The sequence below is a fragment of the Komagataeibacter europaeus LMG 18890 genome (genome assembly GCF_000285295.1).
Lineage (GTDB): Bacteria > Pseudomonadota > Alphaproteobacteria > Acetobacterales > Acetobacteraceae > Komagataeibacter > Komagataeibacter europaeus.
The window spans coordinates 241198-263389 of sequence record NZ_CADP01000001.1 but is presented as its reverse complement, the minus strand read 5'-3'; the positions used below and the strand labels follow the sequence as shown (position 1 = coordinate 263389).

Below are 22192 nucleotides of genomic sequence, written 5' to 3'. Positions count from 1 at the left end.
GTGGCGCGGCCTGCCTGCAAGACAGGCCGCGTGTCCGGGAATATTGACCCGATCAGAACGGGGCGTCGATATCCACGACATCAATCAGCTTGTGATTGACGAATTCCTTGATGCCAAGGCCGATCAGTTCGCGGCCGTAGCCCGAACGGGCGACACCGCCGAAGGGCAGGTCGGCCTTCACCATGGTCGGATGGTTGACATACACCATGCCGGTATAGATCTGTTCGGCCACTTTCACGCCGCGCTGGGTGTCGCGCGTAAAGACAGCGCCGCCCAGGCCGTAGGGGGAGTCATTGGCGATACGGATGGCGTCCGCATCGTCCTTCGCACGGTACAGCTGGGTGACCGGGCCGAAGAATTCCCAGTGACGGGCTTCGTTGTCCTTGTGCAGGTTGGTCATCAGCAGCGGACGGAAGAAGGCGCCCTTTTCGGGTACCGGCGCGCCGATGGTTTCAACAACCGCACCATGCTTCTTGGCTTCTTCAACCTGCGCCATCAGGTCGTCAGCCGCTTTCTGCGAGGACAGCGGCGCCAGCGTGGTGGTCGGGTCCATCGGGTCGCCAGCCTTCAGTTCGGCCACGCCCTTCTTGTACAGCTCGACAAACTTGTCATAAATGGCGTCGGCCACGATCAGGCGCTTGGCGGACACGCAGACCTGGCCAGCGTTCCAGTGACGACCGAAAACGGCCCATTTCACGGTCTTTTCCAGATCAGCATCATCCAGCACCACGAAGGCGTCGGAACCGCCCAGTTCCATGGTGGACTTCTTCAGTGCCTTGGCCGCGACGCCCGCGATGATGGTGCCTGCACCTTCGGAACCGGTGAGGGCAACACCGCATACGCGCGGGTCGCTCAGGATCATTTCCGTGTGGTGGCGCGCGGCATACAGGTTGCGGAACCCGCCCTTGGGCAGGCCGGCTTCCGCCATCAGGCTGTCGAAAGCCGCCGCGCACTGCGGCACGTTGGAAGCATGCTTGAGCAGCACCGTGTTACCGGCCGAAAGCTGCGGCGCGATGATGCGGGCGATCTGGTAGTACGGGAAGTTCCACGGTTCGATCGCAAAGACGATGCCCTGCGGCTGATGGATCAGGATGGCGTCGCCTTCCTTCGGATCCGCGACCGGCAGCTTTTCCGGCGCCAGCAGGCGTTCGGCATGTGTTGCGTAGTATTCAAAGATTTCGGCCGACAGGATGGTCTCGGCCTTTGCCTCGGCAAAGGTCTTGCCCATTTCCAGCGTCGCCAGGCGGGCGTATTTGTCGATATCGCGGCGCAGGATCTGGCCTGCCGCCGTCATGACCTTCGCGCGTTCGGCAAAGGACGTATGCCGCCATGTCTTGAAGACGTCGTATGCTTCGGTCAGTGCGGTCTGGACTTCCTGATCCGTGGCATTGGGAAACGTCTCGAGCGTCTCGCCAGTATAAGGGTTGGTCGTAGCATAAGCCATTGGCAGTAGGTTCCTCAGAGTTTCTTCAAGAAGTATATATTTCACCAGCAGGCGTGCAAGAATCGTTTCAGGTATCACCAACCCTTGAAACGTGCAAAAAATCATTGTCCCGCACGGAGGCGGAATATGCGGGACAGGGAAAAGCCGCCGGTTTTCTTGCTGTTATGCCGGGGGCCGGCCCCGGTTGGAGTGGAATTGTAAAATGGAGTTCATTCCACACCCCCAACGGGAATATGGGGGTCAGGCTGGCAGGGGACGACGCAGGCGCTGGCGTTCCTGGTCTGTTATGACATCAGCAAGTGTATAATGGTCCATGACGGCGATAAAGGAGCCGAGGGCCTCCCCCAGTACGCCCCGCAGGCGACAGACATCCGCCAGGATACAGCTGGTGGCCTTGCTGCCTGCTTCCGTGGGGTGCATGCATGTGACCAGCGCCATGTCTTCTTCCGTGTGGCGCACCACGTCCCCCAGCACGATGGAGGCCGCCGGCCGTCCCAGCTTCAGGCCGCCATTACGGCCCCGGATGGTTTCGACAAAACCCGCCTGACCCAGCTTGTGTATGATCTTGACAAGATGGTTTTCCGAAATGCCATAGGCCTGTGCCACTTCACGGATGGACGTCAGGCGATCCGTATGGATCCCCAGATAGATCAGTGTCCGTAGGGCGTAATCTGTATGCAGGGTCAGGCGCATGAAAGAAGATATATACGATCTGCATATTTTTTCCAGACCCATGGAACAATATAACCCGACAGATTTCCGTTCTGTTCCGGGTTATTCCGGGGTGACGAAATCCTGTAGGGATCATTCCGGTCCGGAACCTGACAGCATACTGCAAAAGCAGGGAGCATGTCCCTGATATGGCTGGAAACGTATTGCCCGTGGAAAAGACACCCCGACTGATCCAGTCCATTGAACGGTCAGCCGCCATCCTGGAAATCATCGCACAGAAGGGCGGTCGCGCGCGGCTGCAGGAAATTGCCGAGATATCGGGACTGGGCAAGACGACGGCGCACAACATCCTCCAGACCCTTGACCATCTGGGATATGTGCAGCGCAGGCATGGGGATGTGCGCTACCATCTGGGTGGGCGTATCCTGAACCTTGCGCGCATCGCGGGCGACGACAATGCCCTGCGGGCACGGCTGCGTCCCGTCATGCAGGCGATTGCACGCGACAGTGGCATGACCGTCTACCTGGCCGTGCCCAGCGGGGACGAAGCAGCGTATCTGGAGGTATTCGAAGGCGGTGACGGGACAGCCAACGGCAGGCCACCGCTGCATGAACAGCTTGAAGGCTCCGCCGTGGGGCTGGTGTTCCTTGCGTTCGTGCCCGGCCTGCGCAAACGGGTCATGGCGACGCGCGTCGGCGCGCTGGACGCCATGACCCTGGCCCGGATCGAGGCGGTGAGGGTGCAGGGCTACGCGATTGATACCGGGGCCTGCCGCCCCGGCTGGAACTGTGTCGCCATTCCGTGGCGCGAACAGGGGGAAGTCCGCGCCAGCATCGGCCTGACCGGCCCGGCGTCACGCCTGTCCCGCCCCCGTCTTGTGCGGCTGGGGTGGATGATGATGCGGCATGTGGAACAGGCATCTGTTCAACAATGTTGAAGAAATGACGCGGTCACGTCTTTGCATGTTCCATTCCGCCAGCGTGTGTCTAACCTGTCTTTAATTCTTCGCGAGACAGAGGGTTTTTTCACAGTGCAGCTTTCCCATGCCATGTCCCTGCTTGACGCCGCCCGGTCAGAGGCGGCGCGTCTGGGCGTTACGGTCAGTATTTCCATCATGGATGCGGCGGCGTGGCCCGTGGCCTTCATCCGTATGGATGGCTGTCCGCTCGGTGCGATCGAGGTCAGCCAGAAGAAGGCCCGCACGGCCGTCCTGTTCCAGATGGACAGCGCCGTCTTCGCCACGATCGCGCAGCCGGGTGGCGCGGCCTACAGCCTGGAAAACACCAATGGTGGCCTGACCAGCTTCGGTGGTGGTGTCGTGCTGAAGGGGGCGGATGGCAGCGTGCTGGGCGCGATCGGCGTGTCGGGCGCCAGTAAGGAAGACGACATCGCCATTGCCCGTGCCGCCACGCAGCCAGCCGCCTGATTGCCCTTTTTGGATGATGCGTCATGTCAGATAACACGCAGGCCGGGGACGCGATCACGCAGGTTGCGCCCCCGCACGGGAAAACCGCCGCTTTCTTCATCCTGACGTTTGGCACGTTTGTCGTCGGGACGGGGGAATTCGCCATCATGGGCATGCTGCCGGAATTCGCCACGTCCCTCAGGCTGTCCGTGGCCGATGCCGGTTATGTCATCACCGCCTATGCGCTGGGTGTGGTGATCGGTGCGCCGCTCATCACCATTCTGGGTGCGCGGCTTTCGCGGCGTGAACTGCTGCTGGTTTTGCTACTGCTGTTCTGTTTCGGGAATATCCTGAGCATCGTCATGCCGACGCCCGGACTGGTGGAAGTCGCGCGTTTCATTACCGGCCTGCCGCACGGGGCGCTGTTCGGGATTTCCGCGCTGGTTGGCGCATCCATGGTGGAACGTGCGCGACGCGGCTGGGCCGTGGGGCGGGTTCTGTCGGGTATCGCCATTGCGACCCTGATCGGCGCGCCGTTTTCAACATTCGCCGCCAATCACCTGGGCTGGCGCATGGCGTATCTTACGATCGCCATTCTGGGTTTCGTCACGTTCCTGGGGGTGTGGCGCTATATTCCTGCCGATCCGCCAAACCGGCAGAATTCCCCCTTCAGGGAAGTCAGCGCGATGGGCAACGTGCAGGTGCTGCTGACATTGCTGACCGCGGCAATCGGCTTTGGCGGCATGTTTACGATCTATACCTACCTGACCAGCGTGCTGCAGAACGTGACCCATGTGCCCGAATGGGAATCCATGGTGTATATGGTGGTGTGGGGCGCGGGCATGCTGGCGGGCGCGAATGCGGGCGCATGGCTGGTGGACCGCAACCTTGATCTTGCCGCACTGATCGCGCTGGCGGGCAGTGCGGCGGCCATGCTGGTGTTTCCCTATATCCTGCACAGCCAGATCGCCCTGATGGTTGACGTGTTCCTGGTGCCAACCTTCGTCAATGCGCTTGGGCCGGCGTTGCAGACACGCCTGATGGACTTTGCGGGGGATGCGCAGACGCTTGCGGCCTCCCTCAATCATTCCGCGTTCAATATCGCCAATGCCGTGGGGGCGGCCGGGGGCAGCTTCCTGCTGGCGCGGCAGTTCGGTTATGGTGCGCTGGGCTGGGGTGGGGCGCTGTTTTCGGCAGGTGGACTGATTGTGTACCTGCTTGCCCTGCTCATGCTGAAAAAGCATGTCAGGGAAAGCATCTGAAAAGTAATAACAGTTTCCGGATATCACCTTTTTCAAAAAACTTCTTCATACAATCTGGTTACGCAACGGGCCGCCGGTTTCCAGTGCCCTGGTATTGTCCAGCAGGATATCCACGACATTGCGTTCATAGAACTGCGTCTCTCCCGCGACATGGCTGGTCATGACCAGGTTGGGCAGTTGCCAGAGTGGGGAAGTGGATGGCAGCGGTTCATCCGCATAGGTATCGAGGGCCGCGCCCGCGATGGCGTTCGTGCGCAGGGCGGCGATCAGGGCGCTTTCATCCACGACCCGCCCGCGCGCCACGTTGATCAGGCAGGCGTCGCGCTTCATGGCGGCAAAGGCGCGCTGGTTCATCAACCCTTCGGTCTGCGGGGTCAGGGGACAGGTCAGCACGATATGATCGGCCTGGCCCATGGCGGCATGCAGGTCGCTGGCCATGACCTGCGTAACACCCGGCACATCGAGCGGGCGGGAACTGTGGCGCATGCCCCTGACCTGCATGCCCAGCGCCAGACAGATCCGCGCCAGCCGGTCGCCAATGGTGCCCATGCCTATGATCAGCACCGTTTTGCCGGTCAGTTCCTGCAAGCGGGGGCGGTCGTCCATGCCGGTGCCCGACCAGTGGGCGCGGTGCTGGTTGTCCCGTGCCTCATACAGGCGGCGTGACAGGCTGAGCATCAGGGCAAGCGCATGTTCGGCAACCACGGCGGCATTCGCCCCGCGTGCATTGCACAGGTGGATGTCGCGTGCCCTGATCTGTTCCAGGTCAAACTGCTCCACCCCGGAACTGATGGACTGTATCAGTTTCAGCCGAGGCGCGCGCTCCAGCAGGCTATCGCGCCATAACATGGATATCACCAGTATTTCCGCCTGCGGTATGATCTGTTCCAGTTGCGCGAATGTCCGGACCTGCACGCAGGGCGGACTGCCGGGGCGTTTTTCCAGTTCCGCGCGGATGTCGTAATATTCATGCGCGACATAGATGGTCTGGTTGGGGCTTTGTATCTGGCTCACGGCCACTATCCTCTCAGGGGATGGGAAATGGATGCACGCGCGGGTTCACTCCGCCCCATGCAGGCGCGCCACCCGGCAGGCCGCCAGATCCCATGCGGAACATCCGACGGATTTGAAGAAAACGGGCCTGCCATCAGTGGGCGCCCCGTCATCCAGTGCGCGCGACAGGGGGCTTACGGTGTTCCAGTCCACGCCAGCCTGATACAGGTCGCCTGCCTCGACCGGTGCGCCGATGGCGTCATCCACGTACAGCGCGCTGCCCGCTATGGTCGTCGGCCCGATTTCGACCATGTCGGTCCGGTAGGCGCCCACGCCGATGACCAGGCAGTCCGCGCGGGCAGGTTCATTATAAATGACCGACGTGCTGGCCGTGACGGTGATGACGACATCAAACGGTTCCTCCCGCGTGTCTTCCGCGCGCAGGGTGAGGGCAGGTGTCTGGTGCCGCATGCAGAAATCGCGTGCCCGTTGGGGTGTGCGCCCGCGAATGACGACGGTAATGCCGGGATACAGGGCGCATAACGCCTGCAGGTGCGCCACTGCCTGCGTGCCGGTGCCAATGACCAGCATGCGCCGGACCGGGCCGCGCGCCAGCGTGCGGATGCCCAGCATGCTGACCGCGGCGGTGCGGCGCATGGTGACGGTTGGCCCGTCAAGCGTGAACAGGAAGCGCCCGGTGCAGGCTTCGGCGCAGATGACCTGCCCCTGTATGGTTGGCAGGCCAAGGGCGGGATTGCCACCAAACAGGGTCAGTAGTTTGGTGACCATGATATCCCGCCCGACCGATGGCATGGCCATCAGTGCGCCAGCATGGTCATGTGTGCGCACGGTTGTCCGTTCCGGGCACTGGATCTGGCCCCGTTCCAGTTCCTGCATGGCGAGCGCCAGCGCGTTGACCAGGGGGGAAAATGGCAGGAAGTCGCCCGTTTCCTGATCGGAATAAATTTTCATGCCCACCGTCCTGTCGGTATGGATATCTGACAATGGCTACGCCAATGCCGGTGACTGATTATTGTTGTTATCCTGTCGATCTTGTCCGGAATGTGCAACGACGTGCCCATGGCTGGCCCTTCTGTTTCCCTGCGGATGGCGCGGATTGCAGGCTCCTGCCCTGCATCTATTGCCGTCGCGATATCGCGCCCGCGTGGGAAGGGGGGGGGCATAGACACGACGGCCGGTTTGCCTGGACCTTCATCACGGCACGATACCGTAATGTGCCTTCAGTATTGCCTTCAAATTATCGCACGTAATGATAATGGGATTGCATGAATATGAATCCGGCTTGGGAACCGGAAAGCGCCCGCTGCTTCAGATAGAATGAAATAAGTGTATTGCGATTTGTTCTCATTCGTGATTATGGTGTGCCCACATCATCGATTGGGATAGATAAATGTTTGTCTGCTCCTGCAATATGCTGACCGATACAGATGTGGAAACAGCCGCGCGTAACGGAGCCGTCCGGCCCAGGGAAGTTTACGAATCCAAGGGATGTCGCGCCCAGTGCGGTAACTGCGTGCCCGGCGTGGTGTGCCTGTTGCGCCAGATCGCCCGCCAGGGCCGCGCGAGCATTGCCGATACCATGAGCAGGCACGCAGAAGTCCCGTCACAGGCCATGTAGGCCCGCCGGGTTGTCCCGCCTGCGTGGCCTGTGACGCGCCGATACGAAAAACGGCCCCGGTCATGCGACAGGGGCCGTGGTCTTGTGAAAATGGCAGGGATGCGTTCACGTGACGGCGTGCGCCACGGGAACGCCGGAAAAGGATTCAGCGGCGGATGCTGCCCGGACGCAGGGTGGAAGGGGACGCCCCAAGCGCCAGCCGGATCACGACCCCCAGCATCAGGGTCACGGCGATATTGATGCCCAGCGCCAGCAGTCCGGTCGAAACGGATGCCGAAAAACCGGCAAACGTGACCGGATGCACCGGCTTCAGCCCATCAATCCAGCACAGCCCCAGTCCGGCAACCGATCCGATCACCCAGCCCGCGACCAGCGCGGGGGCGGGCAGGCGCAGTGGCAGCAGCCCCATGATCAGCGCGGGGAAGGTCTGCAGGATGATGACGCCGCCCAGCAGTTGCAGGTCGATGGCGAATCTGGCGTTCAGGAAGATCACGCAGCCCAGCGCGCCAACCTTGACCGCGAATCCGGCCACGCGCGAACCGGTTACCGAGTCGCTGCGGTGGGGCAGGATGTTATGCATGATCAGGTTGGCCGCCCCGATCGCCATGACGGAAGCCGGCACCAGCGCCCCCACGGCGATTGCGGCGAAACAGAAGCCCGCGAACCATGGCGGGAAGATCGCAAGGAACAGTTGCGGCACCACCTGGGATGAGGAGGTGGTCACGATCCCGGCCGCATGCGCCATGAGCCCCAGCAGCGCGATCAGCCCCAGCACAATGGTATAGGCGGGCAGGAAAACCGCGTTCTGCCGGATCGTATCGGCCGATTTCGCAGCCAGGATCCCGGTCAGCGTATGGGGGTACAGGAAGGCGGCGAAGGCGGAGGACAGCGCAAGTGTCGCATAGGGCACCACCTGTCCCTGCGCCACGATATGGCCGTCCGGCACGCTGGGCAGGTGCCCGGCGGCGGAATGGAACATGGCGCCATACCCGCCAAGGTGGATCGGCACGATGATGACCGCCGCCAGCACCGCGATATAGATCATCACGTCCTTGATGAAGGCGGTCAGCGCGGGGGCATGCAACCCGCCCAGCCACGTATAGGCGGCAAGGGAGACAAATGCGATCAGCAGCGGCAGCATGCCGGTGAAGCCAAGCGCCTCGATCACCGTGCGGATCCCGATCAGCTGCAGCGCGATATAGGGCAGCACGGCGACAAGCCCGCTGACCGCCACCATCAGTTCCAGCGTCCGGCTGCCAAAGCGCGCACGTACGATATCCGCGGCCGTGGCATGGCCACCATCACGCGCGATGGTCCATAGCCGGGGCATGACGGCGAAAATGAAGGGATAGACGATAATGGTGTACGGCAGCGCGAAGAAGCCAAACCCCCCGGTGGAATAGACCAGCGCCGGCACGGCAATGACCGTATAGGCGGTATAGAAATCCCCACCCACCAGGAACCATGTGACCCAGGCGCCGAATTCACGCCCGCCCAGTCCCCATTCTTCCCCTTCGCTATGACTATTTGTGCGCGTGCGGCGATTCAGCAGCGGCCGCCACAGCCGCACCGTGCTGCCCAGCATGATGGTGGCGACGAAACACACGACGAACACGCTGATGGCGGCATTGCCAGGCAGGATTGACGTGTTCATGACTGACGATCCGTTTTCCATGCCATCCAGATCAGGACGGATGTGACCGGAACCCACGCGAACTGGTACCAGTAGAAGAACGGGAAGCCGAACAGCACCGGGTCATGCCGGTTGTACAACGGAACCCACAGGAGGCCCGCGAAGGGCAGGAGGAGGAATATGGTTTTTTTCATTTTGACCGTGACTTCTTGTTTTTTTGTGTGGCCGCAGGGGATGTTTCTGGAAACAGGGCATGGGTGTCAACATAATTGAGATGGTTTCAAAGTAATTTTGAAATTTTTAGGGATATATTTTGTAATTACGTTTTTATTATTGTGCGCTGCGCAATCTTTTTGTTGCATTGCACAACCACTGAACGTGCTTTGCCGGAGCGGGATTGTCCGGAAATTTATTTAAAAAAAGAATAACTAGTATAATTAAATGTAATATTTAAGGTGCCTCGTCACGGCCCGCTTCGCTCGCCCGGGATGAAAAAATTAATACAGCATGTTGTAATATAACAATTTTATTTAAAATTTCCCTGTTGGTCATGCCTGCCGCCATACCGGTGTCAGGCGGCAAGGAGCGCACGGGTCGCTAAAATAGTGATTGCCCGGGCTTGCCCGTGCCGGTTATTTTTAATGCCCGGAACTGCCAACAACAAACAATACTAATAGCGCGGTCGCCTGTTTTTTACCCTGTTCCGGATCAGGCGTCATTTCTGACAGACGGACGCGCGTAGGAACGAACAGACATGACCAAATGGGTATACAGCTTTGGAGATGGCCTGAACGAGGGACGCGCGGATATGCGCAACCTTCTGGGCGGCAAGGGTGCCAATCTGGCGGAGATGGCTGCAAACGGCCTGCCCGTGCCGCCGGGCTTTACCATTACAACGGAAGTCTGTTCGGCCTTTTATGAAAACGGCCGGAAGTACCCTGCCGAGCTGGAGGCGCAGGTCGCCGCCGCCCTGCAGCGCGTCGAGCAGTCGATGGGCCTGCGTTTTGGCGATGCGGATGCGCCGCTGCTGGTCTCGGTCCGTTCCGGCGCGCGCGTGTCCATGCCGGGCATGATGGATACCGTGCTGAACCTGGGCCTGAATGACGAAACGGTGGAAGGGCTTGCCCGCTCCTCCGGTGATGCGCGTTTCGCATGGGACAGCTATCGCCGTTTCATCCAGATGTATGGCTCGGTCGTGATGGGCGTTCCGCATCACCATTTCGAAGACGTGCTGGAACAGTTCAAGCGCGCGAACCGCGTGGAAGATGATACGGCCGTCACGGCTGACCAGTGGCGCGCCATCGTGGTGGACTACCGCCATATCATCAGCACCCATGCCGGGACCGAATTCCCCACCAGCCCGCATGACCAGCTGTGGGGCGCCATTGGCGCGGTATTCGGTTCATGGATGAACCCGCGCGCCAATACGTACCGCAAGCTGCATGAAATCCCGGCTTCGTGGGGGACTGCGGTCAACGTGCAGTCCATGGTGTTCGGCAACATGGGCAATGACTGCGCCACCGGCGTATGCTTCACGCGCGATCCGTCCACGGGTGAGAACATTTTCTACGGTGAATACCTGATCAACGCGCAGGGCGAGGACGTGGTGGCGGGCATCCGCACCCCGCAGCCCATGGCCTGCGCCCGCGCCGAGGCCGGTCAGCACCCGATGGAAACCACGCTGCCCGAAGCCTATACCGAACTGCTGCGCGTGCGTTCGGTGCTGGAAACCCATTACAAGGACATGCAGGACATCGAATTCACCGTCCAGCGCAATGTCCTGTACATTCTCCAGACCCGTAACGGCAAGCGCACGGCCGCGGCCGCGCTGAAGATCGCCATCGACATGGCGCGCGAAGGGCTGATCACGCAGGAAGAAGCCATCCAGCGCGTCCCCGCCGCATCCCTTGACCAGCTGCTGCATCCCACGCTGGACCCCAAGGCCGAACGCGTACAGCTGACCCGTGGCCTTCCGGCCTCGCCCGGTGCCGCCGCTGGCGCCGTCGTGTTCACTGCGGAGGAATGCGAAGCGCGCGCGGCGAAGGGGGAGGACGTGATCCTCGTCCGGATCGAGACCTCGCCCGAGGACGTGCATGGCATGCATGCCGCCCGTGGCGTGCTGACCACCCGTGGCGGCATGACGTCGCATGCCGCCGTCGTTGCGCGTGGCATGGGCCGCGTGTGCGTGGCGGGCGCGGGCAGCATCCATGTCGATTACGCGGCGGGCACCATGACGGTCGGGTCGCATACCGTGGCGCAGGGTGAATGGATCACGCTCGATGGCGGGACGGGGGCGGTCTATCTTGGCCGCGTGCCGACCATCGAACCCACGCTGTCGGATGATTTCAATACGCTCATGGGCTGGGCGGACGCGGTGCGCCGGCTTGGTGTGCGGGCCAATGCCGAAACGCCGGACGATGCGCGGACTGCCCGCCGCTTCGGGGCGGAGGGGATTGGTCTGGCCCGTACGGAACATATGTTCTTTGGTCCCGACCGGATCGGTTTCGTGCGCCAGATGATCATTGCCGATGACGAAAGCGTGCGCCAGAAGGCCATTGCCGCCCTGCTGCCGTTCCAGCGTGATGATTTCGCCAGCCTGTTCCGCATCATGGCGGGCCTGCCGGTGACGGTGCGCCTGCTGGACCCGCCGCTGCATGAATTCCTGCCGCATGCCGAAGCCGAAATGGCCGAGGTTGCGCAGGCGCTGGGCAAAAGCGTGGACGACGTGCGCACGCGCTGTGCCGCGCTGGCTGAAACAAACCCGATGCTGGGCCACCGTGGCTGCCGCCTTGGTCTGACCAGCCCGGAAATCTATGCCATGCAGGTGCGCGCACTGATCCAGGCGGCGGTCATGGTGGAAAAGGAACTGGGCAAGCCCATCCGTCCTGAAATCATGATCCCGCTGGTGGCGACGCAGGCGGAACTGGCTACCACCCGCCGTGCCGCCGAAGATGAGATCGCACGCGTGCTGAAGGAGGAGGGCACGAACCTCAACTACGACATCGGCACCATGATCGAACTGCCCCGCGCGGCGCTGCAGGCGGACAAGATCGCGGAATATGCCGATTTCTTCTCGTTCGGGACAAACGACCTGACGCAGACGACATTCGGCCTGTCGCGCGATGATGCGGGATCGTTCCTGCCGTACTATGTCGATCACGGCCTGCTGCCGCGCGACCCGTTCGTGTCCATTGACCGTGATGGCGTGGGCGCGCTGGTCCGCCTGGGTGTGGAACGCGGGCGGCAGACATGCCCGGACCTGAAGCTGGGCATCTGTGGTGAACATGGCGGTGATCCGGATTCCATCGCCTTCTTTGATGAAGTCGGGCTGGATTACGTCTCGTGCTCGCCCTTCCGCGTGCCGGTGGCCCGCCTTGCCGCGGCACAGGCGGCGCTGGCCACACGGCAGAAGGCCGGGCAGGCTGCCTGAGGCAGGCCGAACGGACGCAACATAACCATTAAGGACGCCCCACCCGTGGTGGGGCGTCCTGTCAGGCAGGGCCATGGGCGAAGTTATCCTGCATCTTGTCTCCGAAGCGACAGGACAGGCGCTGGAGGCGGTCATGCGCGCCTGCAGCGCCCAGTTTCAGGGGGCGGCGTTTTCGCCACGTAACTGGAACCTGATCCGCACGCGCGTGCAGGTTGCGCGCGTGCTGGCCGGGATCGGGGATGAACCGGGACCGGTGCTGTCCTCGCTGACCTCACCAGACCTGCAGAACATGCTGCGCATGGGGTGCGCGCGCATGGGGGTGCAGGTCAAGAACATCCTGGATGGCACCATCCATTTCCTGGAACAGCAGACCGGGATCGTGGCCGAACGCCATCCCGGCGGCCAGTATGTGATGGATGATACCTACCGGCGGCGTATCGACGCGATGCAGTACGTCATTTCCCATGATGACGGACAGAAGACGACGGACCTGACCAAGGCGGATGTGGTTCTGGTGGGCGTGTCGCGCACTTCCAAGACACCAACCTGTTTCTACCTTGCCAACCGTGGAATACGGGCGGCCAACATCCCGCTGGTGCCGCATGCGTCCCTGCCGGCGGCATTGCAGGATTTTCCCGGCCTGGTGGTGGGGTTGACGATCGACCCGTATACCTTGCTGGAAATCCGGCGTTCGCGCGTGGGGATGATGCTGCCCGGCCGTTCGATTGCAACCCCCGGCATGTCCGCCACCTCGGTCCGGCCTTACATCGATCCGCAGAGCGTGCAGGAAGAACTGCAATGGGCGCGGCGTCTGTGCACACGACATAAATGGCCGGTCATAAACGTGACCCATCGTTCGGTAGAGGAAACGGCCGCCGCCATTATCGACATGCTGGAGCATGATGGCGTGACCGGTACCTCACCGGATCTGGACTGGCCCGGACCGTAAGCCCGCGCGCCTTGGGTTGAACGTGCCATTCTGCGTGGCATGGGACTGCAATACAGCCTGCCGGATGTCATGGAATGTGGCGCGGCAGGCATTCCCTGGACTGGAATGCAGATATGCAGCAGGCTTTAACCAGATATGTGTAATATTCGAGTTTAGATAGAGATTTAAATACTAATAAGAAATTATATAAATAATAAAAAAGTAATAATAGTAATAATGCAATAAATAATCATGCAATTTTTTGATAGGTGAAATATGTGCATTCTATACAAAGGTGAATGATTAGGTGCTGTTTATTTCGTGCAGTGGACATGTGGGACAAAAAACGTACGATATGAGAAAGAGTTATTTATCAGGATATTCCTTACCACATTCGGGTCCATAGAGCTGAAGCATGTCCAAGACAGATCTCAAGCTGCTGATTATCCAGCCGTCGCATTACCGGTCCAAGACCGACCGGACCATTTTCAAGACCAAGCGACGGCAGATGGTACCACTCGCGCTGCCATACCTGGCCGCCCTGACGCCGCGGGAATGGACCGTCACCCTGCTGGATGAACAGCTTGAGGACATTGACTTCGACGTGCCGGTGGATGTGGTCGCCCTGTCGGCGTGGACGCTGCATTCCCCACGCGCCTATGACATCGCGGCTGAATTCCGCCGCCGTGGGGTAAAGGTCATCATGGGTGGCCCGCATGCCTTCTTCTATGCCGATGAAGCCGCCGAACACTGCGATGCCGTGGGCGTGGGCGAAGCCGAACCGATCTGGAAGACCATGCTGGAGGACGCGGCCGGCGACCGGCTGCAGAAAATCTACCGTGCCGCCCCGCTGAAGGAACTCAACGACCTGCCGCCACCGCGGTATGACCTGCTGGACCTGAAGAAATTCGGTCCCTTCCGCACGTTCGCGGTGCAGTCCTCGCGCGGGTGTCCGTTCGTGTGTGATTTCTGTTCGGAACGTTTCTATCTTGGCGGGCGCTATCGCTGGCGACCGGTGGACCAGATGGTGGCCGAACTGGAGCGGATCAAGAACAAGGGCAGCCATTTCTTCTTCGGGGAAAGTAATTTCGGCGGCAAGAAAAGCCGCGCGATGGAACTGATGGAAGGTCTGGTGCCGCTGAAGATCCGCTGGTCCACGCTGTGGTCATCCAATCTGTGCCTTGATACCAATTTCCTTGACCTGGCGCAGCGCAGTGGCGTGATGCACGTCAATATCGGCATCGAAAGCATTGATGAAGAAATGCTGCAGGGCATGAAGAAGGGCTGGAACAAGGCCAGCCGTTATGGGGAGATGTTTGACAACCTGCGCAAGCGCGACATCAGCTACTCGCTCAACTTCATCTTCGGTTATGATGATGAACATCCCGATGTCTACAATGCGACCCTGTCCTTTCTTGAGGCGCACAAGGTGCCCGCGGCGTATTTCAACATCCTGACCCCTACCAAGGGGACGGCCCTGTTCGAACGCATGAAAAAGGCCGGTCGCATCATTGACCCCGAGGACATCGACCGTTGGCCCGGGCAGGTCTGCCATATCTGGCCCAAGAACTGTACGCCCGGCCAGATGGAACAGCGCATCCAGACCATGTACCGCAAATTCTACAGCATGCGTTCCATGGTGCATCGCCTGCCGTTCCCCCGGACCCGGTCGGACATGTCTTCATGGATCCTGAACCTGACCGAACGTCGCATGGCCTTTTCATCCACGGGAAACAATGATTTTGATATCTATTGAATCCCGCCCGGCCAATTCAGGCCGGGCAGCAACAGGTTAGGGAAGTGACGGCATGCGCGGATCAATCGGAAGTATGCTGCTGGACCGGCTCCGGCATATCGGTGTTTCGCGCATTTATGGCGTCCCGGGGGATTACAACCTCGAATTCCTTGAACTGGTCGAACGCACGCCCGGCATTCAGTTCATTGGCACCTGCAATGAGCTGAATGCCGCTTATGCGGCCGATGGCGATGCGCGGATGTCGGGTATCGGGGCCGTGCTGGTAACCTATGGCGTGGGGGACCTGTCCGCGCTGTCAGCCGTGGCGGGTGCGTGCGCGGAAGGCGTGCCGGTGGTGGTGATTTCGGGCATGCCGCCCCTGCACGCCATCGGATCGCGCGCCCTGGTGCATCATACCCTGGCCGATGGCAATTATGATAACGTCATGGCCTGCTACCGTCAGTTTACGGTAGCCAGCGCCCGCCTGCGGCCTGAAACCGCAGTGATGGAAACCGATCGTGTGCTGCACGCCGTGCAGACGCTGAAGCGCCCGGTATATATCCAGTTCCCTTCCGACATCTGTTACGTGGATGTTGATGCGCCGGCGCCGGTAGCGGCGGTTGCAAAACCGGATCCCGCCCTGCTGGCGCAGGCGGCAGGATGGATCGTGCAGCGTCTTGCGCAGGCACGCCAGCCCGTGGTGCTGGTGGATGGCATGGTGCGCCAGTACGGATTGCAGGATCTCGTGCTGCGCCTGTGTACGCAGCGCGGCATTCCCTATGCCGCCCTGTCCACCGCGCGTACGCTGCTGCCGGAAACCGGGGCATTGTGGCTGGGTCCATATGGGGGGCATGCGTCCGCCCCGGGCGTGGCGGACTATGTGAAGAACGCTGATTGCGTGATCGGCCTGGGTGTCCGGTTTGTCGATTCCACGTCGGGTTATTTCTCACAGGAACTACAGCCCGGTGCGCTGATTGACGTGCAGCCGTTCAGCCTGACCTGTGACGGTAAAAACATGCAGGGCCTTGTCGCTGCCGACCTGCTTGATGCCGTGGCGCGGAAAATGGGGGACATGCCGCCCGCGTGTCCGACGCTGCCTGCATCGCCCGATCATGCCGCGTCGGCATTGCCTGATGCGCAGCCATGGGGGCAGGCGGCGTTCTGGCAACAGGTTGAAGCCTTCCTGCAGCCGGGCGACATCGTGGGGGCCGATAACGGTTCATCCATGGTGGCAATGCTGCATGCCCGCCTGCCTGCCGGGTGCAGCCTGCTGGTCCAGCCGGTCTGGGCCGCAATCGGTTATTCGCTGCCTGCAAGCCTTGGGGCATGCCTGGCCATGCCGGAGCGGCGGCATGTGCTGTTTATCGGCGACGGATCGTTCCAGATGACGGCGCAGGAACTGTCCACCCTGCTGCGGCACCGGTGCAATATCACGATCTTCCTGGTCAATAACGGTGGCTATACCATCGAACGGATGATCCTTGGCCCGCAGGCCGCCTATAACGACATCGCCAACTGGAATTATGCAGCCCTTCCCGCGGCGATGGGCGGTGATGCCGCAGCGGTGCTGTCGCTGAAGGCCGGTGACCGGGCGGCACTGGATACCGCGCTGGCACAGGCGCGGCAGCATGAAGGACTCGCCTTTATCGAAGTCGGCTTTACCCCCATGGATGCCCCGGCCGGTCTGGAGGTGATGGGGCAGGCGGTGCGGCGGTACGATTATGGAATCGAAACCCCTGAATTGCCCTGACTGGCGGCGGACAGGTCATTTTTCGATTAATCGGGAATGACCTGTTTTTAGGCTGGACGGGAGGAGTAAGTCAGGTTATTGAAAATACGACTGTTTTTTCAGTGCGCCTCCAAGGCGGGGTTCGGATGCCTCCCGTATGGTCCGGTAGAAGGCGAAAAAGAGCCAATCAACCTCACGAAATCGTGAAGTGGAGTGATTAAATTCTATGCACATGCATGAATTTTAATCTGCTTCATGATGCCGATGGCAGACCTGTAAAAGGGTTTGCCATTTTTTTTGGCATCTTCTTCCGTCTGTCCAAAATAAAGACCTGATGGCTTGTGGTCTTCTGAGTATTTGTTGGACAGTTATAATATTTTCATCATGTAATGATCGGTAAAACGCCCCAGACGGGCATATGATTTCCATTGCGAGTATTTCGGTTCTGGTGTTCTTTCCGGCTTACCAACTCAACACCAAAGGAACTGAAACATGTTTATTGAAAACGTCAGCACCATGATTGCCCATTCCGTGAACGCCATGTCTTCCCTGACCATGGTTGCTTTCCTGCCCATGATCGCCGCCCTGATGGTTGCCACCATCGTGTCCGATCGCGCTGCCTGAGCCCGGGGGTTTCTGTCCTGATACCCCTGCAGCCGGAATTCCCACGTTAATGTGGGAATGGCCGGCGGCCAGCAGGTCATGATGAATAAGACGGGTCAGACGCTTCGGCGTCTTTTTTTATGCCTGTAGGATGGGGCTGGAACGCCCTTTTCTGCATGAAGGCATGATGATGGCCCTGATTGACGACCTGCTGCCCTGTTTTACGTTCACGGAACGCCACGCGCTGCGCATCCATGCCACGGGTGCGACCATTATGGATTGCGTCAGTCGTTATCGTGCCCAGGATGATCCCCTGATCCGCCTGGCCATCAGCCTGCGCGAAGGCCCTGCGCGCCTGCTGGGCCTGTCGCAGCGCAAGACACTGGATCTGGACGACTTCACACCGCTCGGCCGTGTGGGCGACCGGGAAATGGTCATGGGACTGGCCGGGGCGTTCTGGCGAATGGATTACGGACTGGTCGATATCGCATCGGTTGCGGATTTTCTGGCCTGCCGGCACAGGAATGTCTGCAGGCTGGTCATGGGTTTTACGGTCGGACCCGCTGCAACCGGGCAGTCCCTGCTGGTAACCGAGACACGGGTGTCCTGCCCCACGCCAGCCTTGCGGCGACGTTTCGCGCCGTACTGGTATATGATCCGGCCCGTAAGCGGCCTGATCCGCAAGCGTATGCTGGCCCGCATCCGGCAACGGGCCGAAGCCATGGAACAGGACGGGGCAGGACGCTGCGGATAGCGCGGCAGGCCACGTAATATTTTGAAAAAACATGTCACTGAAAGGCGGAAGAAACGTTTTCCGCCCTTTATGGCCATTGACGGGCGAAACCGCCCGGATGGGATGTGTCCGCGCAGGCTTGTAGGCAGCCCGGCATGGGTGTATCGGCGACAAAACGAAGCGTACGGAAGTGCGCTTTTTTATTTTTGTCCAGAGCATATGCATGACTGATACAATCACCATCGCGCGTGGGGGCGTTCGTGCGCCCGTGCAGCCTTCCGGTCATCCCGGCCTGATCTTCTTCATCCTGGCGCTGGGCGGATTTGCCATCGGCACAGCCGAATTCGCGGCCATGAGCCTGGTGCCCATGATTTCGGCGGACATGCATGTCACCGTGCCCGAGGCCGGTCATGCGATCGAGGCCTATGCCGCCGGTGTGTGTGTCGGCGCCCCGTTGATCGCCATGCTGGGTGCGAAATACAGCCGCAAATACCTGCTGATCGGCATGATGGTCCTGTATGTGATTGGTAATGGCCTGACCGCGCTGGCCCCCAATTACCTGTGCCTGCTGCTGTGCCGGTTCATAAGTGGACTGCCGCATGGCGCGTATTTTGGCACGGCGGGTATTGTCGCGTCCTCGCTGGTGCCGGAAAACCGGCGCACGCAGGCGGTGGCGCGGGTCGTGCTGGGCCTGACCATCGCCACCATTGGTGGCGTGCCCATGGCCAACGGGCTGGGCATGCTGGTGGGGTGGCGATGGGCCTTCGTGCTGATCGCGGCGCTGGCGCTGCTGACCATGCTGCTGATCATGCGTTTCGTGCCCACCGACCCGGCGCGCCCCAATGCCAGCGCCATGACCGAAATCCGCGCCCTGCGCAACCGGCAGGTCTGGCTGACACTGGGCATTGGCGTCGTGGGGTTCGGGGGGATTTTCTGCGTCTATACCTACCTTGCTTCCATCCTGCAGGAAGTGACCCATGCGCCTGCCTACATGACGCCGGTGATGCTGGCGGTCTTTGGCGTGGGCATGACGGTGGGCACCATGGCCTGCGCATGGGCGGCGGATCGCAAGATGATGCCGACCATTGGCGGCACGCTGCTGGTCAATGCCGCCGCCCTGGCCGGTTTTCCCGGTTCGGTGCATTCCGTGTGGGGCATGATGCCGATCGTGTTCATGATCGGGTGCGGGGGCGGACTGGGCACCGTGATCCAGTCGCGACTGCTGAGTGTCGCGGTCGATGCGCAGGCACTGGCGGCGGCCATGAACCAGAGCGCATTCAACATGGCCAACGCGATTGGCCCCATGCTGGGCGGCATGGCGATCAGCGCGGGTCTGGGTTGGGAATCCGTGGGCTGGGTCGGGTGCAGTCTGGCCATGGGCGGGTTCGTGATATGGCTGCTGACGCTGAGTGATATTCGCGCCGCCGCCCGCCGGCAGGCTGGCGGCTGACTCGACCGGGGCAGGGCGGTTGATGCCCTGTCCCATCATGCCTATCTTTTTTGCATGACAACTGTACCGATGCGGGATCATCCGCTGCCACCCTTGCTGCGTGACCTGTTCCCCGTGCGGCAGGTTTCCGGGCCAGTGGGCGCGGTGATGCTGCGGGTGCAGCATGTGCTTGATAGCGAAATCGCGCCGACCGCCGCAGCCCGTGACCGCGCGGGGGGCTATCCCCATCAGGTAGTGGCGGCGCTGAAGGCCACGGGCATCCTTGCGTTGGCCGTGCCATGCGCATGGGGGGGGCTGGGCATGGCGCAGGACCTGTCGCTGGAACTCATGCTGCGTATTGCCGTGGCCGATCCGGCGGTGGCCCAGATCTACAAGGTGCATGATGACCTGGTGCGCGAGATTTTCGCCTATGCTCCACCCGATCTGCGCCAGCGCCTCGCGCATCGCATCGTGCACGATCACGTCATCCTTGGCATGGCGGTAGCGGAAAACGGGCGCACGGCTGATGGTTTCCTGCAAACGCTGGCGCGCCCTTGTCCCGATGGCACGCATGTCCTGTCGGGACGCAAGATCTATGCCACCGGCGCATCCGGGGCAGACCTGATCGCGGTGTCGTCCTTTGATCCCGTGCGGGCGCAACGGCTGGGATCGGTTCGCGCGGGCGTACGCATGGACCTTGTGCCACGTAATGCGCCCGGCCTTGTCTTTCATCACGACTGGGACCGCATGGGCCAGCGCGCGACGGATTCCGGCACCGTAACGCTGGCAGACGTGAAGGTGGACGGGCAATGGAACGCGCTGGACCCGGATGCGGCGCTGCCCCAGCATGTCGCCCTGCGTTTTCAGGCCGGTTTCAGCGCCATCCTGACCGGAATCGGCATCGGGGCGGTGCGCGCGGTCTGTGCCTTCGTGCCCGCCCGCGCGCGACCGTGGGGTGCGGCGGGCGTGGACAGCGCGGACCAGGACCCCTATGTGCGTCGACTGCTGGGTGAAATCGGGGCGGACCTGTTTGCCGCCTATTGCAGCGTGATGCAGGCGGGCACGATGCTGGTGCAGTATGAAAATGGACAGGTATCGCGCAATGCGGTCGCCATGGCCGCCAGTGCCGCCCGTTCGGTTGCAACCCGCGCGGCCCTGCGCGCGGCGTCGGATGCCCCGGCGGCAGCGGGGGCGCGGGGTACGGATAACGTGAACGGACTGGACCGCTACTGGCGCGATGCTCGTACGCTGTCGCTGCATGACCCGGTGGACTGGAAAAATGCCGAAATCGGGCGTCATCTGCTGACCGGGTGGGAACCGGAACCGGGTCCCTATCAGTAATCCCGGTCGCGCGTTCAGAAAGCTTCGAAGAACGTCGCATTTTTGAAAAAAGGCGACACCTATAAACTTTTATATTTATTTATCAACAGGTTAATTTAAAACAATTGCCCATGTCTACGTGATTGATCACGGGCAGGATATGAACCGGGGAACAAGCCAGATGCAGCGACCTGTCATTGCCATTATCTCGACCGGTGGCACCATTGCCCGGCGGTCCATGGATCCCCGTGATACGGTCGATTACGCGGAAATTGGCGCAAGCATAGGGGGTAGCGACCTGCTGGCCGCCCTGCCGGAAGCCGTGCGGGCGCGGTTCGCGGTGTGCGACATTCCCTTTTCAAGCTGCGACAGTGTTGAGATGACGCTGGCGCGCTGGTTCGATCTGGCCAGTGTTGTGAACCGGACCATCGTGGCCCGGCCGGATCTGGATGGTGTCGTCATCACGCATGGCACCTCCTCGCTGGAGGAAGCGGCCTGCTTTCTTGATCTCGTGCTGGATGCGCCCTGTCCCGTGGTGGTCGTGGGCGCGCAGCGTCCCGCCAGCGCCATCAGCGCCGATGGCCCGGCCAACCTGTATGCCGCACTGTTGGTGGCGTCATGCCCCGATGCGGCCGGGCGTGGCGTGCTGGTGGTGGCCAATAACGAAATCCATGCGGCGCAGGAAGTGACCAAGGCATCGACCTACCAGCTTGAAACTTTCCGATCCCCCGATTTCGGGCCGCTTGGCATGATCGAGGCCAATCGTGTGTTCTTCGGGCGTGCCGCGGGGTATCGCCGTCATGTCGGCTGGCCGGAGGGATATGGCAGCGGGGGTGAAATCCCGCGGGTGGACATCAGCTACAGCCATGCGGGCGCGGATGGCGTGGGCATACGGGCTTTTATGGCCGCCGGGGCGCGCGGTATCATCACGGCGGGCATGTTGCCGGGCATGTGTACGCCTGCGGAAAACGTGGCGCTGGATGAAGCCGTGGCCCGTGGTGTCGTGGTGGTGCAGGCCAGCAGCGGATATTGCGGCGGCGTGGTCCGGCGACAGGAATTATGCCAGCGCGGTATCCTTGCCGCCGGTCACATGCGCCCCCGGCAGGCCCGTATCCTGCTGTCCCTTGCATTGATGATCGGGGCGGACGGGGATGCCATACAGGCGTTGTACGACATGCCGTAAATGATGGGTCCGGAAAGAAGGTTTTGGTGAAGCGTTTTTCAAAAAGCTTCAGG

19 protein-coding genes are annotated in these 22192 nt (G+C 61.1%); 13 read left to right on the top strand and 6 right to left on the bottom strand.

The features are described from left to right. Window positions 1–52: 52 nt before the first annotated feature. Together GEU01_RS01300 and GEU01_RS01295 are read right to left on the bottom strand one after the other, a co-directional pair. On the bottom strand, window positions 53–1444 hold the full coding sequence (locus GEU01_RS01300; protein WP_019084623.1) for an NAD-dependent succinate-semialdehyde dehydrogenase: 1392 nt from the start codon (window positions 1442–1444) through the stop codon (window positions 53–55). A 240-nt stretch (window positions 1445–1684) separates the two neighbouring features. Further along, complete coding sequence (locus tag GEU01_RS01295) at window positions 1685–2137, bottom strand: Rrf2 family transcriptional regulator (RefSeq protein ID WP_010506898.1); 453 nt, start codon at window positions 2135–2137, stop codon at window positions 1685–1687. Between the two features lie 188 nt (window positions 2138–2325). On the opposite strand from GEU01_RS01295, the gene GEU01_RS01290 reads away from it, so the two are divergent. From GEU01_RS01290 to GEU01_RS01280, 3 genes are all read left to right on the top strand, one after another. Continuing rightward, window positions 2326–3054, top strand: coding sequence for an IclR family transcriptional regulator (locus GEU01_RS01290; protein ID WP_026018394.1), 729 nt, complete (start codon window positions 2326–2328; stop codon window positions 3052–3054). 93 nt (window positions 3055–3147) lie between these two features. Further along, complete coding sequence (locus tag GEU01_RS01285) at window positions 3148–3543, top strand: GlcG/HbpS family heme-binding protein (RefSeq protein WP_019084620.1); 396 nt, start codon at window positions 3148–3150, stop codon at window positions 3541–3543. 23 nt (window positions 3544–3566) lie between these two features. Beyond that, entirely contained in the window at window positions 3567–4784 is a 1218-nt protein-coding gene (locus GEU01_RS01280) for an MFS transporter (RefSeq protein WP_019084619.1), read from the top strand. A 45-nt stretch (window positions 4785–4829) separates the two neighbouring features. On the opposite strand, the gene GEU01_RS01275 is transcribed toward GEU01_RS01280, so the two are convergent. Both GEU01_RS01275 and GEU01_RS01270 read right to left on the bottom strand, forming a co-directional pair. Then, the gene (locus GEU01_RS01275; protein ID WP_010506889.1) at window positions 4830–5798 is read right to left on the bottom strand and encodes a D-2-hydroxyacid dehydrogenase; all 969 of its coding nucleotides are present in this window, start codon (window positions 5796–5798) and stop codon (window positions 4830–4832) included. Between the two features lie 45 nt (window positions 5799–5843). After that, window positions 5844–6749, bottom strand: a complete 906-nt coding sequence (locus GEU01_RS01270; RefSeq protein WP_019084618.1) for a delta(1)-pyrroline-2-carboxylate reductase family protein — start codon at window positions 6747–6749, stop codon at window positions 5844–5846. A gap of 439 nt (window positions 6750–7188) precedes the next feature. Here GEU01_RS01270 and GEU01_RS01265 point away from each other — a divergent pair, with 439 nt between their 5' ends. Next, window positions 7189–7416 (top strand): (2Fe-2S)-binding protein, encoded by a 228-nt coding sequence (locus tag GEU01_RS01265; protein ID WP_026018393.1) that lies wholly within the window; start codon window positions 7189–7191, stop codon window positions 7414–7416. 145 nt (window positions 7417–7561) lie between these two features. Here GEU01_RS01265 and GEU01_RS01260 read toward each other — a convergent pair whose 3' ends face one another. Both GEU01_RS01260 and GEU01_RS24120 read right to left on the bottom strand, forming a co-directional pair. Continuing rightward, on the bottom strand, window positions 7562–9070 hold the full coding sequence (locus GEU01_RS01260) for a sodium:solute symporter family protein (RefSeq protein WP_019084616.1): 1509 nt from the start codon (window positions 9068–9070) through the stop codon (window positions 7562–7564). Continuing rightward, complete coding sequence (locus tag GEU01_RS24120; protein WP_010506883.1) at window positions 9067–9243, bottom strand: DUF3311 domain-containing protein; 177 nt, start codon at window positions 9241–9243, stop codon at window positions 9067–9069. The genes GEU01_RS01260 and GEU01_RS24120 overlap by 4 nt, the downstream gene beginning before the upstream one ends. A gap of 560 nt (window positions 9244–9803) precedes the next feature. Between GEU01_RS24120 and ppdK the strand changes: the two genes are divergently transcribed. The 9 genes from ppdK (at window position 9804) to GEU01_RS01205 (ending at window position 22139) form a co-directional block, all read left to right on the top strand. Then, window positions 9804–12479: a pyruvate, phosphate dikinase gene (gene ppdK / locus GEU01_RS01250; protein ID WP_019084615.1), complete on the top strand. Its 2676-nt coding sequence runs from the start codon at window positions 9804–9806 to the stop codon at window positions 12477–12479. Window positions 12480–12552: 73 nt separating this feature from the next. Continuing rightward, on the top strand, window positions 12553–13428 hold the full coding sequence (locus tag GEU01_RS01245; protein WP_019084614.1) for a pyruvate, water dikinase regulatory protein: 876 nt from the start codon (window positions 12553–12555) through the stop codon (window positions 13426–13428). Between the two features lie 394 nt (window positions 13429–13822). Beyond that, window positions 13823–15163 (top strand): B12-binding domain-containing radical SAM protein, encoded by a 1341-nt coding sequence (locus GEU01_RS01240; protein ID WP_019084613.1) that lies wholly within the window; start codon window positions 13823–13825, stop codon window positions 15161–15163. Window positions 15164–15215: 52 nt separating this feature from the next. Then, window positions 15216–16892 carry an alpha-keto acid decarboxylase family protein gene (locus GEU01_RS01235; RefSeq protein WP_026018392.1) on the top strand — a complete coding sequence of 559 codons (1677 nt, stop codon included), beginning with the start codon at window positions 15216–15218 and terminating at the stop codon, window positions 16890–16892. Window positions 16893–17363: 471 nt separating this feature from the next. After that, window positions 17364–17495: a hypothetical protein gene (locus tag GEU01_RS27225; protein WP_010506875.1), complete on the top strand. Its 132-nt coding sequence runs from the start codon at window positions 17364–17366 to the stop codon at window positions 17493–17495. A gap of 130 nt (window positions 17496–17625) precedes the next feature. After that, entirely contained in the window at window positions 17626–18228 is a 603-nt protein-coding gene (locus GEU01_RS01220; RefSeq protein WP_019084610.1) for a hypothetical protein, read from the top strand. A gap of 202 nt (window positions 18229–18430) precedes the next feature. After that, on the top strand, window positions 18431–19657 hold the full coding sequence (locus GEU01_RS01215; protein ID WP_026018390.1) for an MFS transporter: 1227 nt from the start codon (window positions 18431–18433) through the stop codon (window positions 19655–19657). A 69-nt stretch (window positions 19658–19726) separates the two neighbouring features. Then, a complete protein-coding gene (locus GEU01_RS01210; RefSeq protein ID WP_019084608.1) occupies window positions 19727–20977 on the top strand; it encodes an acyl-CoA dehydrogenase family protein in 1251 nt (416 codons plus the stop codon). 160 nt (window positions 20978–21137) lie between these two features. Next, window positions 21138–22139 (top strand): asparaginase, encoded by a 1002-nt coding sequence (locus tag GEU01_RS01205; RefSeq protein WP_019084607.1) that lies wholly within the window; start codon window positions 21138–21140, stop codon window positions 22137–22139. Window positions 22140–22192: the final 53 nt, after the last annotated feature.